16 protein-coding genes are annotated in these 11,758 nt (G+C 71.8%); 3 read left to right on the top strand and 13 right to left on the bottom strand.

What is annotated here, in order from left to right; all coding sequences use genetic code 11:
• A partial coding sequence (locus VOI19_RS05260; protein WP_323791905.1) for a hypothetical protein occupies positions 1–706 on the bottom strand: 706 nt, incomplete at its 3' end.
• A 100-nt stretch (positions 707–806) separates the two neighbouring features.
• Between VOI19_RS05260 and VOI19_RS05255 the strand changes: the two genes are divergently transcribed.
• Positions 807–1,040 carry a helix-turn-helix domain-containing protein gene (locus VOI19_RS05255; RefSeq protein ID WP_323791904.1) on the top strand — a complete coding sequence of 78 codons (234 nt, stop codon included), beginning with the start codon at positions 807–809 and terminating at the stop codon, positions 1,038–1,040.
• Between the two features lie 29 nt (positions 1,041–1,069).
• On the opposite strand, the gene VOI19_RS05250 is transcribed toward VOI19_RS05255, so the two are convergent.
• From VOI19_RS05250 to sigE, 3 genes are read right to left on the bottom strand one after another with little or no spacing between them, the layout of a single operon-like run.
• Complete coding sequence (locus VOI19_RS05250) at positions 1,070–2,341, bottom strand: S1C family serine protease (protein ID WP_323791903.1); 1,272 nt, start codon at positions 2,339–2,341, stop codon at positions 1,070–1,072.
• Positions 2,342–2,400: 59 nt separating this feature from the next.
• Positions 2,401–2,835 (bottom strand): zf-HC2 domain-containing protein, encoded by a 435-nt coding sequence (locus VOI19_RS05245; RefSeq protein ID WP_323791902.1) that lies wholly within the window; start codon positions 2,833–2,835, stop codon positions 2,401–2,403.
• Between the two features lie 29 nt (positions 2,836–2,864).
• Positions 2,865–3,449 carry an RNA polymerase sigma factor SigE gene (sigE, locus tag VOI19_RS05240; protein ID WP_323791901.1) on the bottom strand — a complete coding sequence of 195 codons (585 nt, stop codon included), beginning with the start codon at positions 3,447–3,449 and terminating at the stop codon, positions 2,865–2,867.
• A gap of 149 nt (positions 3,450–3,598) precedes the next feature.
• On the opposite strand from sigE, the gene VOI19_RS05235 reads away from it, so the two are divergent.
• Positions 3,599–4,261 (top strand): O-methyltransferase, encoded by a 663-nt coding sequence (locus tag VOI19_RS05235; protein WP_323791900.1) that lies wholly within the window; start codon positions 3,599–3,601, stop codon positions 4,259–4,261.
• Between the two features lie 12 nt (positions 4,262–4,273).
• On the opposite strand, the gene VOI19_RS05230 is transcribed toward VOI19_RS05235, so the two are convergent.
• Genes VOI19_RS05230 through VOI19_RS05220 form a run of 3 tightly spaced genes read right to left on the bottom strand, consistent with a single transcriptional unit; the run spans position 4,274 to position 6,362 of the window.
• Positions 4,274–4,624 (bottom strand): hypothetical protein, encoded by a 351-nt coding sequence (locus VOI19_RS05230; protein WP_323791899.1) that lies wholly within the window; start codon positions 4,622–4,624, stop codon positions 4,274–4,276.
• Positions 4,621–6,198, bottom strand: a complete 1,578-nt coding sequence (locus VOI19_RS05225) for a leucyl aminopeptidase family protein (protein ID WP_323791898.1) — start codon at positions 6,196–6,198, stop codon at positions 4,621–4,623. Before VOI19_RS05225 ends, VOI19_RS05230 begins: the two co-directional genes overlap by 4 nt.
• Positions 6,195–6,362, bottom strand: coding sequence for a DUF3117 domain-containing protein (locus tag VOI19_RS05220; RefSeq protein ID WP_091024313.1), 168 nt, complete (start codon positions 6,360–6,362; stop codon positions 6,195–6,197). Before VOI19_RS05220 ends, VOI19_RS05225 begins: the two co-directional genes overlap by 4 nt.
• A gap of 150 nt (positions 6,363–6,512) precedes the next feature.
• Here VOI19_RS05220 and VOI19_RS05215 point away from each other — a divergent pair, with 150 nt between their 5' ends.
• Entirely contained in the window at positions 6,513–7,331 is an 819-nt protein-coding gene (locus tag VOI19_RS05215; protein ID WP_323791897.1) for an enoyl-CoA hydratase/isomerase family protein, read from the top strand.
• A gap of 15 nt (positions 7,332–7,346) precedes the next feature.
• On the opposite strand, the gene VOI19_RS05210 is transcribed toward VOI19_RS05215, so the two are convergent.
• From VOI19_RS05210 to VOI19_RS05185, 6 genes are read right to left on the bottom strand one after another with little or no spacing between them, the layout of a single operon-like run.
• Positions 7,347–8,165: a M14 family zinc carboxypeptidase gene (locus VOI19_RS05210; RefSeq protein WP_323791896.1), complete on the bottom strand. Its 819-nt coding sequence runs from the start codon at positions 8,163–8,165 to the stop codon at positions 7,347–7,349.
• Positions 8,165–8,593 (bottom strand): hypothetical protein, encoded by a 429-nt coding sequence (locus VOI19_RS05205; protein ID WP_323791895.1) that lies wholly within the window; start codon positions 8,591–8,593, stop codon positions 8,165–8,167. Before VOI19_RS05205 ends, VOI19_RS05210 begins: the two co-directional genes overlap by 1 nt.
• Positions 8,594–8,606: 13 nt before the next feature.
• On the bottom strand, positions 8,607–8,915 hold the full coding sequence (locus VOI19_RS05200; protein WP_323791894.1) for a DivIVA domain-containing protein: 309 nt from the start codon (positions 8,913–8,915) through the stop codon (positions 8,607–8,609).
• A complete protein-coding gene (locus VOI19_RS05195) occupies positions 8,912–9,637 on the bottom strand; it encodes a TIGR00730 family Rossman fold protein (RefSeq protein ID WP_323791893.1) in 726 nt (241 codons plus the stop codon). Before VOI19_RS05195 ends, VOI19_RS05200 begins: the two co-directional genes overlap by 4 nt.
• Positions 9,634–10,719 (bottom strand): succinyl-diaminopimelate desuccinylase, encoded by a 1,086-nt coding sequence (dapE, locus tag VOI19_RS05190; protein WP_323791892.1) that lies wholly within the window; start codon positions 10,717–10,719, stop codon positions 9,634–9,636. The genes VOI19_RS05195 and dapE overlap by 4 nt, the downstream gene beginning before the upstream one ends.
• Positions 10,720–10,728: 9 nt before the next feature.
• Positions 10,729–11,406 (bottom strand): VOC family protein, encoded by a 678-nt coding sequence (locus VOI19_RS05185; RefSeq protein ID WP_323791891.1) that lies wholly within the window; start codon positions 11,404–11,406, stop codon positions 10,729–10,731.
• Between the last annotated feature and the right edge of the window lie 352 nt (positions 11,407–11,758).

Raw genomic sequence — 11,758 nt, 5'->3', positions numbered from 1 at the left:
GCCGTACGACGGTGATCACCGGGTCGCCCAGCGCGCCGAGAGTGGCGTAGAAGTCGGCCACGGCGTCGGGTTCCACGGCCAGCACGACCTGTCGGTCACCACCGACGGCGAACGCCTCCTCCGGAGGTGGCGCGTCGACGACCGTCACCTCGCTCAGCGCAGGCCCGGAGGCACGACGCTCGTCGGAGGCCGAGCGCTCGGAGAGGTAGATGTCGACTACCGACCCGGAGGTCACCGACGGCGGCACGAGCAACGGCGCGACCGGGAGCGAGACCTCGAACAGCTCACCCAGGCCGGCCTCGCCCAGGGCCGCCCGCGGGAGCAGCTCGCCGGCACCGATGCCCCGCAGGAGTCGCAGGCCCTCGGGCAGGGCCTCGTCGACCGCGAGGTAGCGGTCGAGGGCCGCCTCGTCGGCGAAACGCACCCGCTCGGCGACCAGGTCGTCGGGCGCGATCACCTTACCGACGCCGGCGTCGTCGGCCAGGACCCAGACGGCGACCGTGTCGTCGGCCGCAGCCAGGACCCGGGTGCCGACGAGGACCGAGGCGGCCACGATGGCGACGCCGATCCACAGCCGTGGGTCGCGCCAGCCGGGCGCCGAGGCACGCGTGGCGGGCGGGACGCGCGCCTGGGACGACGCGGGCCCGGACTGAGCAGGCGGGTTGGGCGGAGGACTGGTGGGCGGGCTCCCGAGAGTGGAGGACACCCGCCCATTGTGGCCGGGATGCGGCGTCCGCAAACCCGTTCTCCACAGCCCTCGGGGGCGTCCCGGCCGATCGCGGCACCGGGAGTGCGACGATGACCCCATGCCAGGCACGCCCCGCTTCCTCACCCTCGCCGACGTGGCCGAGGTGCTCAGCACCTCCAGCGCGCAGGTCTACGCCATGGTGCGCCGCGGCGAGCTCGAGGCGATCAAGATCGGTGGGCGCGGTCAGTGGCGCGTCGAGGCCAGCAAGCTCGAGGAGTACATCGCGCAGATGTATCGCGACACCGCGACCTTCGTGGCCGAGCACCCCTACGTCGAGGCCGAGCAGGACTAGAGCAGGACCAGGGCAGGACCGGGGCAGGACTAGCCCGTCTCGCTCCCCAGCTGCACCGTGGTGGTGCGCTCCTCGCCGTTGCGCAGGTAGACGAACTCCACCTTCTCCCCCGGCTGGTGGCTGCGGATGTTGACGATGAGGCCGATGCCGTCGCTCACGCGCAGCCCGTCGACCTCGATCACGACGTCGCCGGCCGCGAGCCCGGCCGCCTGGGCCGGGGTGTCGAGGTTGATCCGCGAGATCTGCGCGCCGGCGGAGAGCGAGCTCTCGCGGGTGCTGACCTCGGCGCCGATCACGGGGTAGCGCGCCTCGCCGGTCTTGAGGATCTGGTCGGCGGTGATGCGCACCTGCTCGACCGGGATCGCGAACCCGACCCCGATGTTGCCGGCGTCTCCCGTGGGGCCGCCGTTGGTGGCGATGGCGGAGTTGACCCCGACCACCTGGCCGCGCAGGTTGACCAGCGGACCACCGGAGTTGCCCGGGTTGATCGCGGCATCCGTCTGCACCGCGTTGATGTACGACGACTCGTCGCCGACGGCGCCCGTCGTGACGGGTCGACGCAGCGCACTGACGATGCCGGCCGTGACGGTCGAGGTGAGGCCCAGCGGCGACCCGAAAGCCACTACGCCGTCACCGACGCGCAGCCGCTCGGAGCGACCGAGCGCGGCCGGCGGGAGGTCGGTCGCCCCGGGCACCAGCAGCACCGCGAGGTCGTAGACCGTGCTGCGTCCGACGAGCTCGGCGTCATAGCTGTTGCCGTCGAAGTCGACGACCTGGATCGCGCCGTCGTCCTCGGCCGCGGAGGCGACCACGTGGTTGTTGGTGACGATGTGGCCCTGCTTGTCGAGCACGAAGCCGGACCCGGTCGCGCCGCCGGCCTGGCCGTCGAGGTCGGCGACGATCTGCACGGTGCTCGGCAGCAGCGCCTCGGCCACGGCCTGCACGCCGCCGGTCTCGACCGGGGGCAGCTCGACGGTCTCGACGTCGGCGAGCCCGCCGGCGTACGGGCCGGCTGCCTCGTTGTCGGCGAGCGCGTCGTAGACAGCGCTGCCCCCGAGACCGCCGCCCAGGCCGAGCAGCAGGATGAGTGCGGCGGAGCCGAACCCGCGTCGGCGGCTCGTCGGACGGAGACCCGAGCTGTGCACACCGGGGGCCATCGGGTGCGCTCCGGGCGCGGGACGCGCGAAGTCGTGCCACACCACAGGGGCCGTCACCGGGGGGCCGTAGACGGGCGGCGCGAAGATCTCCGGGCCCTCGGCCCGGCCGGGTCCCCGCGGCCCTGTCTCGTTGTCGTCGCTCACTGCACCATCATCCCTGGTCAGTGGTGACGTGTCCGGGTTTGGGCCTCGCTCGCGGGGCCTCAGGGCGTGCTGAGCTCGCGCGACGGCGCCTTTGCAGGCACCGAGGCCGGGGTCATCTGCGACGCCGGGAGGCGGCGGTCGTTGTTTGAGACGTCGGCCGGTGCGGCTCCGAGGGCGAGGACGCCCATCACCGCAGCGCCCGCGGCCCCGCCGCCGATGGCCGCAAGACCCGCCGCACGACGGGCGCGGGTGGGTGCCGGCTGCTCGTGGCGCTGGGCGGAGAGCGCACGGAGCACGTCGCCGGGAGGCAGACCGAGCAACGCGCCCTTGAGCGCGTCGGGAGCCCCGCCCTGGGTCGACGACGAGCCGGCGAGGCGGGTCTTGATCCACCCCTCGCGCTCGACCAGGTCGCGGCACTGGTGACAGCCGTGGACGTGGGCCCAGGCCCGCTCGGACTCCTCGGCGCTGAGCTGACCATCGAGCAGCGCGCTCACGCGCGATCCGAGGTGACCACCCAGCGGCGTCATCGCCGTACCTCCCGTTGCTGCTGCGGGGCGACTGCCGGGCCCGAGTAGCGCTCGCGTCCCTCGGTGGGGGCGCGGTGGGCCAGGGCGGTGCGGAGCATCGCCCGGCCGCGGTGGATGCGGGAGCGCACGGTGCCGAGCTTGGCGTCGAGGATGTCGGCGATCTCCTCGTAGGTCAGGCCCTCGACGTCGCACAGCACGACCGCGACCCGGAAGTCAGGAGGGAGCGTCGCCAGGGCCCGCTCGATGTCGTCGTCGAAGGTGCGGTCGGCGTAGGCCGTCTCGGGGGCCGGCCAGCGGCTGGTCAGCCGGTCGGCGCGCTCATCGGAGAGTGCGTCGAAGCGGATGCGCTGCTTGCGGCGGGCCTGGTCGAGGAAGAGGTTGGTCGTGATCCGGTGCAGCCAGCCCTCGAACGTGCCGGGCGTGTAGGTCGACAGCGACCGGAACACCCTCACGAAGACTTCCTGGGTGAGGTCGTCGGCGTCGTGGCGGTTGCCGGTGAGCCGGTAGGCCAGGCGGTAGACGCGGTCGGAGTGGCGCGTGACGATCTCGTCCCAGGTCGGGACGCCGTCAGCAGCACTCATCGTGGTCCTCTTCTCGTCGTGCCTCAGTGGTGCACCTCGAGCCTCTGACGCTAGTCGTCGCGACTGAAGGTTGCCTGTGAAGAGACAACGAACCATCTGACGCCCGTGTTCCCTGCGGGCTCGAGCCGCGCAGGCGCTAGGTTTCTGTCATGCCCAGCACGCCGACCGACCCCGTCTCCCCCGCCAGCTGGACCTACGCCGAGACGTTCGTCGGCGAGGACGACCTGATGAAGGCCGCCCGTGCGCGCGCCGAGGAGGTCGGCGTCGTCGCCGTCGGCTCCGGCGCCGGGGCGACCCTGCAGTTCCTGGCCTCCGTGCTCGAGGCCCGGGCGGTCGTCGAGATCGGCACCGGCACCGGCGTCTCCGGCCTGTGGCTGCTGCGCGGGATGCGTCCCGACGGCGTGCTCACCACCGTCGACGTCGAGGCCGAGCACCAGCGCCTGGCCCGCGAGACGTTCGCCGAGGCCGGCTTCGCGAGCCAGCGCGTGCGCACGATCGCCGGCGCCGGGCTCGACGTCCTGCCCCGACTGACCGACGCCCACTACGACATCGTCTTCGCCGACGGCGACAAGACGGAGTACTCCGCCTACCTCACCGAGGCGCTGCGGCTGCTGCGTCCCGGCGGCGTGGTCGTCTTCGACAACGCCCTGTGGCACGACCGGGTCGCCGACCCGTCGCAGCGCGACGCCGAGACGACGGCGATCCGCGACCTCGGCCGCCAGGTGCTCGAGCACGACGGCCTCGTGCCCGTGCTGCTGCCCGTCGGCGACGGACTGCTGCTGGCCAAGAAGGTCTGGACGCCGGAAGGCTGAGCGCCTGACGGCTCAGTAGCGCGCGGACGGCTCGAAGCCGTCCCAACCCTCGGCGATGGCCATCACGTCGGAGGCCTCGATGAGGATCGGCGCGCTGCCGATGATCTTCGAGCCAGGGGCGCCAGCCGCGCCGGGAGTGAAGTTGTCCTGGAACTCGGCACGCGCCTCGTCGGTCGTGAAGACGTACTGCCCCTCGAACCACTCACCGGGCGAGATCCGCCACGTCTTGTAGCGCAGCCCGCTCAGGCCGGTGAACTTCGCGTGCGAGGTGGTCTCGACGTACGTCGCCAGCTCCTCCTCGACCCCCTCGGGGGACTCGGCGAGCGACCAGCGCACGGTCAGCGCACGACGCTGCCCGCTCATCGCACGCCCGCCAGCGGGTCGTGGCCGCCGAGCCAGGTGAGCAGGGCGCGGACGCCGAAGCCGGTCGGCCCCTGGGTCCACTCGTCGCGGTCCTCGGGGGCGTCCCCGACGGAGGCGATGTCGAGGTGCGCCCACGGGACGTCGGCGGCGAAGTGCTGGAGGAACAGGGCCGCGGTGATCGCACCCGGGCCCCCGCCGGCGTTGTCGGCGTCGGCGACCGTCGAGGCAATCTTGTCCTCGTAGGCGGCGAACAGCGGGAGGCGCCAGAACGGCTCGCCTGCTCCGGCACCGGCTGCGAGGAGCGCCTCGGCGAGAGCGTCGTCGTTGGCGAAGAGCCCGCCGATCTCCTGGCCGAGGGCGACCTTGACGGCGCCGGTCAGGGTGGCGACGTCGACGATGACCGCCGGGTCGAGCTCGGCGGCGGCATACGCGATGGCGTCGGCCATCACGAGCCGGCCCTCCGCGTCGGTGTTGGTGATCTCGCTGGTGCGGCCGCCGTAGTGGCGCAGCACGTCACCGGGTCGCATCGAGGAGCCGGACACGGCGTTCTCGGCGGCCGGCACGAGGCCGATGACCTTCACCGGGCAGCCGACGGCCTCGAGGGCTGCCATGGTCGCGAGGACGACGGCGCCACCGGTCATGTCGCGCTTCATGCTCGCCATGGCCTGGGCAGGCTTGATCGAGAGGCCGCCGGAGTCGAAGGTGATGCCCTTGCCGACCAAGACGACGGTCGGCGCCTTGCGCAGCGCCGTGCCAGCGAGGGCGGCCTTGGACGGCGTGTAGTCGAGACGGATCAGGCGGGGCGGGGTCTCGGAGCCCTGTCCGACCCCGATGATGCCGCCGAAGCCGCCGTCGGCGAGCTCGCGCTCGTCCCAGACCCGGAAGGTCAGCCCAGCCTCGCCGGCGATCTGCTCGGCCTGCTCGGCCAGCCAGGCGGGGTTCTTGAGGTTGGACGGAACGGTGGAGAGCATCCGGGCGCGCCAGCCGGCACCGCCGAGAGCCACCGCGCGCTCGAGAGCGGCGCGGTCGTCGTCCTCGGTGTCAGCACCGACCCCGGCCAGCACGATCTGCTTGACCGGCGCGTGCTCGGGCTGCCCGGAGCGCCAGTCGAAGCTGAACGACGCCAGCATCGCGCCGGTCACGAAGGCCTCGATCCCGGCGGCGGCGTCGAGCGTGGCGATCGTCGTCGCCACCGCACCGCGCCCGCGGGTCGCGCGGGCCACGGCTGCGCCCGCGCGCCTGAGGTCGGTGGGGGTCTGCGACCCCACTCCGACCAGCAGCACGAGGCGCAGGTCGCCGTTCTCCGGGCCGCCGAGCGGCACCGGGAGGCTGGTGACCTCACCCGTCGTCCCCGTGGCGTTCGCCGCCTCGGCGAGTCCGAGCAGGTCGAGCCCCAGGACGTCGCCGAGCTCGGCGGCACCGGGCCCGAGCGTGACTCCGACGGACTCGTCAGCCGGGGAGACCGGCAGGGCCACGACCTCGGCCCCCACGATCGCGTGCGCCGCGAAGCGGCTCAGTGCGACGTCGGGGGGTGAGACCTGGCTCGGCAGTGCGGGACGACGGGTGGAGATCAACCGACGACGTTCTTGAGGGCGTCGCCCAGGGCGCCGGCCTCCTCGGCGTTCAGCTCCACCACCAAGCGGCCACCGCCTTCGAGTGGAACGCGCATCACGATGCCGCGGCCTTCCTTCGTGACCTCCAGCGGACCGTCGCCGGTCCGCGGCTTCATCGCCGCCATGCGGCACCCTCTTCCTGAGTCGAGCTCGCGGTCAGTCGAGTCTGCCGCGTATGAACGTGACCAGTATCCCCTATGAGGCACTGCGCCCGCACCACCGACCGGCCTTGGACCGGAGATCGGCCCCGACTCGGGGGTGGCAGACTCAGCCGCATGAGCGACTCCACGGCCCCCACGACCTCGTCCGATCCCGTCCTGCTCGACATCAGCAACGGCATCGCGACGATCACGCTGAACCGCCCCGACGCGATGAACAGCCTCAACATCGCGACCAAGGAGCGCCTCGTCGAGGTCACCGCCCAGGTGGCGGCGGACGACTCGGTGCGGTGCGTCGTGCTGACCGGCAACGGGCGTGCGTTCTGCACCGGCCAGGACCTCAAGGAGCACATCGACCTGCTCCACAACGGCGGCAGCGACGCGCTCTTCACCACCGTCGACAAGCACTACAACCCGATCGTGACCACGATCGCCACGATGGAGAAGCCGGTCATCGCAGCCGTCAACGGCGTCGCCGCCGGCGCGGGCGCCTCGCTCGCGATCGCCTGCGACTTCCGGATCGTGGCCGACACCGCCGGGTTCAACACCTCCTTCGCCGGCGTCGCCCTCTCCTGCGACACCGGTGCGAGCTATCACCTGCCGATGCTGGTCGGACGCGCCAAGGCCCTCGAGCTCATGTACTTCCCTCGCACGGTCAAGGCCGACGAGGCCCTCGAGATCGGGCTCGCGACCTCGGTCGTGCCGGCCGACTCCCTGGCCGACGAGGTCGCCGCGCTGGCGACCCGCCTGGCCGCCGGTCCCACCGTCGCGCTCGGGTCGATCCGGCGCTCGGTCGTCTACGCCGCCGGCCACACGCTCGAGGAGTCGCTGGCCCTCGAGAGCGAGATGATGACCAAGACCGGGTCGACCCACGACCACACGGCCGCGGTGGCGTCGTTCGTCGCCAAGGAGAAGCCGGTCTTCGAGGGTCGCTGACCCTCAGCCTGCACCTCAGCCTGGATAGGGGTTCGCGCCGACCCGGCCGCGCACGGCACCGAACACCGAGAGCACCTGGTCGGGGGCGACCTTGCGCATCCGGTGCCGGCTCGGGCGCGAGCCGTACTCGACGGTCAGCGCCGCTCCCTTGTGGGTGTGGTTGAACCAACCCGTCATCGTGCCGTGGCAGGTGCCGCCGCAGTCGAGGGTGCGGCGCGGGAGGTTGAGCTTGCGCGCGACGCGACGCGCCAGCCGGGGGTTCTTGGTGTCGGTGTCGACGCCGGTGAGTGGCTGGTGGAAGCTCAGGATCGCCGACGGGTTCACCTGGTCGAGGAACGCCATCATCGCCTTCGTCTCCGGCTCCGAGGCCGGGCGTCGACCCGACTCGTAGCTGCCGTCGAGGTCGGCCCAGTCGTAGGGGAAGTTGCGGTTGAGGTCGACGCCGTTGGCGTTCTTGCGGGTGCCGGCCACGACGCCGTCCGGGTTGTACGTCGGCACCACCCACAGGTCGAGGCCGATGATCGGACGGCCCTTGACGAGGGTGCGCAGGATCTGGCTCGGCGCGGCCTCGTTGCCGTGCATGGCCGCCAGCAGGACGACGGTCTTGACGCGCGGACGCTCGGGCTCGCCGAGGCGGAAGGCGACGATGTCGCGTCCCTGCACCGACGTGCCGATGACGGTGCGCTTCACCACCGTGCGCGGCTTCTCCGACACCGGACCGGCGTCGGCGGTGGCGCTCGAGACCGGGGCCAGCGCGCTGACGGCGAGGAGCAGCGCCGGAGCGAGGCGGGAGGTTCTGGACAGGCGCGACAGCCGAGCCATCAGACGGGCCATCAGACGGCGCTCACGAGGTAGGCGTAGGTGAACACGACCACGCCCACGAGGAGTCCGACGTGGGCGAGCACCGACAGCGCCGGGCCCTGCGACCAGGAGTCAGCGGCTCCCGGACCCGCGTGACGACCCTTCCCCGGCAGCCAGCGCAGCAGGATCAGCAGTCCGGCGAGCACGGTGACCCACCAGCAGATCAGGGCGAAGAGCCCGATCAGGGTGACGGCGTTCTCGCCGACCGACTCCGGCACGAGGAGGAACGTCGTCCAGCTGACCAGCGCGAGCCCGCCGGCGATCGTGTGCGTGGTCACGACGGCGCCGGCCAGCTGGAGGGCGCAGCTCTCGCGCGACCCGGACCGCAGCCGCTTGCGCGTCAGCACCACCACGACGGCAGCCAGGACCGTCAGGACGTAGACGAGGACCGCTGTCAACACGTGCGGAAGTGTCTCACTCGACGTCCGCGCCGTCTTCAGGACGCGCCACGTCGTCGAGCTGGCCGTCGCACTGGTCGTCAAGCTGGCCGTCGAGCTGGGCCGCCAGTCGGTCGAGGAGCGCGTCGACCTCCGCCATCCGGTAGCCGCGGAAGGTGACCGCGAACCGCACGCGTCGCAGGTCGCCGCCACGCAGCTCGCCGGGCGGTACGACGACGTCGGGACGGTCGTCGTACTCCTGCGTCATCGGGGCGCCACGGCCGGCGGCCACCAGGGCGATCCCGCCCAGGACCAGGACGACGACGACCGTGGTCAGCCAGATCACTGCTTGCGTCCGGCGGTCACCAACGAGACCGCCTCCTCCACGTCGTCGGTGAGGACGAACCGGTCGAGGTCGGCCTCGGAGATCTTGCCGTCGGCGAGCACGGTGTCGCGCAGCCAGTCGATCAGGCCCGACCAGTAGTCGACCCCGATCAGCACCGTCGGGAACGCGGTGACCTTCTGCGTCTGGGCGAGCGTCACGGCCTCGAAGAGCTCGTCGAGCGTGCCGAGCCCACCGGGCAGCACCACGAAGCCCTGGCTGTACTTCACGAACATCGTCTTGCGGGCGAAGAAGTAGCGGAAGTTGATGCCGACGTCGACCCACTCGTTGAGGCCCGCCTCGAAAGGCAGCTCGATCCCGAGACCGACGCTCACCCCGCCCGCCTCGCACGCGCCCTTGTTGGCGGCCTCCATCGCGCCGGGGCCGCCGCCGGTGATGACGGCGTACCCGGCCTCAGCCAGCAGCCGGCCGACTTGCTCGGCCTGCGCGTACGCCGGGTCGTCGGTGGCGGTGCGCGCGGACCCGAAGACCCCGATGGCCGGCCCGAGCTCGGCCAGGCCGCCGAAGCCCTCGACGAACTCGGCCTGGATGCGCAGCACGCGCCACGGGTCGGTGTGCAGCCACGCGCTGTCGCCGCGGCTGTCGAGGAGGCGCTGGTCGGTGGTCGAGGTGGTGTCGACCTGGCTGCGGCGCTTGATCAGCGGCCCCTTCGCCTGGAACTTCACGAGCGACCCTCCAGCCAGGTGCGCAGGCGGTCCTCGCAGTGCAGGATCTGGTCGACCGGCACGAACTCCTCCTGCTTGTGTGCCAGGAGCGGGTCGCCTGGTCCGTAGTTGACGGCGGGGACTCCGAGGCCGGTGAAGCGCGCGACGTCGGTCCAGCCGAACTTGGGGTTGACCTCGCCGCCGACGGCCTCGATGAAGGCCTTGGCGGCCGGGCGGTCGAGGCCCGGGAGCGCGCCGGGGGCGGTGTCGGTGACGACGAGGTCGTAGCCGTCGAAGACCTCCGTCACGAAGGCCAGGGCCTCGGCCTCGCTGCGGTCGGGGGCGAAGCGGAAGTTGACCTCGACGACGCACTCGTCGGGGAGCACGTTGCCGGCGACCCCGCCGCGGATCGCGACGGCGTTGAGCCCCTCGTGGTACTCGAGGCCGTCGATCACCGGACGACGCGCCTCGTAGGCGTTGAGGCGGTCGAGGATCTCGCCGGCGGCGTGGATCGCGTTGACGCCCTTCCAGCTGCGTGCGGAGTGGGCGCGCTCGCCGACCGCGCGGACGTCGACGCGCAGGGTGCCCTGGCAGCCGGCCTCGACGCCGGCGTTGGAGGGCTCCATGAGGATCGCGAAGTCACCGAGCATCAGGTCGGGGTCGCTCTGCGAGAGCAGGAGCAGGCCGTTGTACTCGGCGTCGATCTCCTCGGCCTCGTAGAAGATGAAGGTCACGTCGCGCACCGGCTCGGGCACGGTCGCGGCGAGCCGCAGCATCACGGCGTCCCCGCCCTTCATGTCGCAGGTGCCGAGGCCGTGGAGGATCCCGGCCTCCTCGTCGAGACGGCTCGGGAAGTTGTCGTTGACCGGCACCGTGTCGAGGTGGCCGGCGATCACGACCCGCTCGCCGCGGCCGAGGTCGGTGCGTGCCACGACCGTGTTGCCGCGGCGGATGACGGTGAGATGGCTGAGCGGGGTGAGCGCGGCCTCGACGGCGTCGGCGATGGCCTGCTCGTTCAGGCTCACCGACTCGATGTCGCACAACGCGCGGGTCAGGGTGATCGCGTCCGTGGTCAGGTCGAGAGGCTCGGGGGCGGTCGTCATGCCTCGTAGTCAATCAGCACGTGCGAACACGCAGAACTCGTTGCCCTCCGGGTCGGCCATCGCGGTCCAGTGCTCGGTGTCCCAGAGGCGGGTCGCGCCGAGGTCGAGCAGCTCCTCGACCCTGCCCGTGACGTCCCAGTGCACGCGGTTGGGCGTCGTACGGCGCTCGGGGACCGGCCCGAAGTCGAGCGTGAGGACGTCGTCGGGTCCGGCGCCGGTGATCGTCCACCAGTCCTCCCCCGCCTCGGGCGTCGGCGCGATCCCGAACACCTCGCCCCACCAGTGCGCCAGCATCTCGGGGTCGGCGCAGTCGATCGCGATCCCGTGGAGCCGGTAGGCCGGCAGTGCCTCGGGCTCGCGCAGGAACGCGCAGAACTCGTTGCCCTCAGGGTCGGCCATCACCGTCCACCGGAACCCGGTGTCCTCGCTGCGGGCGAGCACGGTGGCGCCGAGGGCGGTCACGTCATCGATGGCCGCGGTGTAGATGTCGAGGTGCACCCGGTTCTTGGCGGCGTGGGGCCGATCGACCTCGTTGACGTAGATCGTGTGCCCGGGCGAGAACCCCTCCAGGCGTCGGTGCGCGATCGGCCCGGTCGGCTCGAGACCGGTCACCGCCGCCCAGAAGCTGCTCTGCCGCTCGACGTCGAGCGCATCGACGCACAGGTCCTGCCAGGTCACGATCGCCATGCCACGGACCCTACGGCGGTCGTCAACGGTGGTTGAGGTGCGAGGAGTAAGCACCCCACGGTGGTTGAGGTGCGAACGAAGTGAGCCTCGAAACCCCGTGAGCCACCCACGACCTCATCCACCAGCAGTTCGAACACACTAGCGAATGTCGGTGTCGACGACTAGAATCGACCCATGAGAACGACGCCCACCCCGACCGCCCTGGATGCGGTTCGCAAGGCCCGAGCCACGGTCGCTGCGGCCGAGGTCGAAGCCTTGCAGCGGGTGGTCGAGTGGGCGGTCGAGTTCCGCGTGGACAACTCGGTCGTCGATGACACCACCTTCGGTACCGACGGCGTCATCCTCGGCGGGG

Source organism: Nocardioides sp. (assembly GCF_034670285.1).
Lineage (GTDB): Bacteria > Actinomycetota > Actinomycetes > Propionibacteriales > Nocardioidaceae > Nocardioides.
Note: the sequence above shows the minus strand (reverse complement) of the source record. Positions and strands in the feature narration are given on the sequence as shown.

What these genes read in the sequence shown, in the direction of transcription:
- VOI19_RS05230 (WP_323791899.1), bottom strand. Translation starts at nt 4,624, where the DNA reads ATGAGCGGGCAGCGTCGTGCGCTGACCGTGCGCTGGTCGCTCGCCGAG.
- VOI19_RS05185 (WP_323791891.1), bottom strand. Translation starts at nt 11,406, where the DNA reads ATGGCGATCGTGACCTGGCAGGACCTGTGCGTCGATGCGCTCGACGTC.
- sigE (WP_323791901.1), bottom strand. Translation starts at nt 3,449, where the DNA reads ATGAGTGCTGCTGACGGCGTCCCGACCTGGGACGAGATCGTCACGCGC.
- dapE (WP_323791892.1), bottom strand. Translation starts at nt 10,719, where the DNA reads ATGACGACCGCCCCCGAGCCTCTCGACCTGACCACGGACGCGATCACC.
- VOI19_RS05210 (WP_323791896.1), bottom strand. Translation starts at nt 8,165, where the DNA reads ATGGCCCGTCTGATGGCTCGGCTGTCGCGCCTGTCCAGAACCTCCCGC.
- VOI19_RS05215 (WP_323791897.1), top strand. Translation starts at nt 6,513, where the DNA reads ATGAGCGACTCCACGGCCCCCACGACCTCGTCCGATCCCGTCCTGCTC.
- VOI19_RS05220 (WP_091024313.1), bottom strand. Translation starts at nt 6,362, where the DNA reads ATGGCGGCGATGAAGCCGCGGACCGGCGACGGTCCGCTGGAGGTCACG.
- VOI19_RS05255 (WP_323791904.1), top strand. Translation starts at nt 807, where the DNA reads ATGCCAGGCACGCCCCGCTTCCTCACCCTCGCCGACGTGGCCGAGGTG.
- VOI19_RS05235 (WP_323791900.1), top strand. Translation starts at nt 3,599, where the DNA reads ATGCCCAGCACGCCGACCGACCCCGTCTCCCCCGCCAGCTGGACCTAC.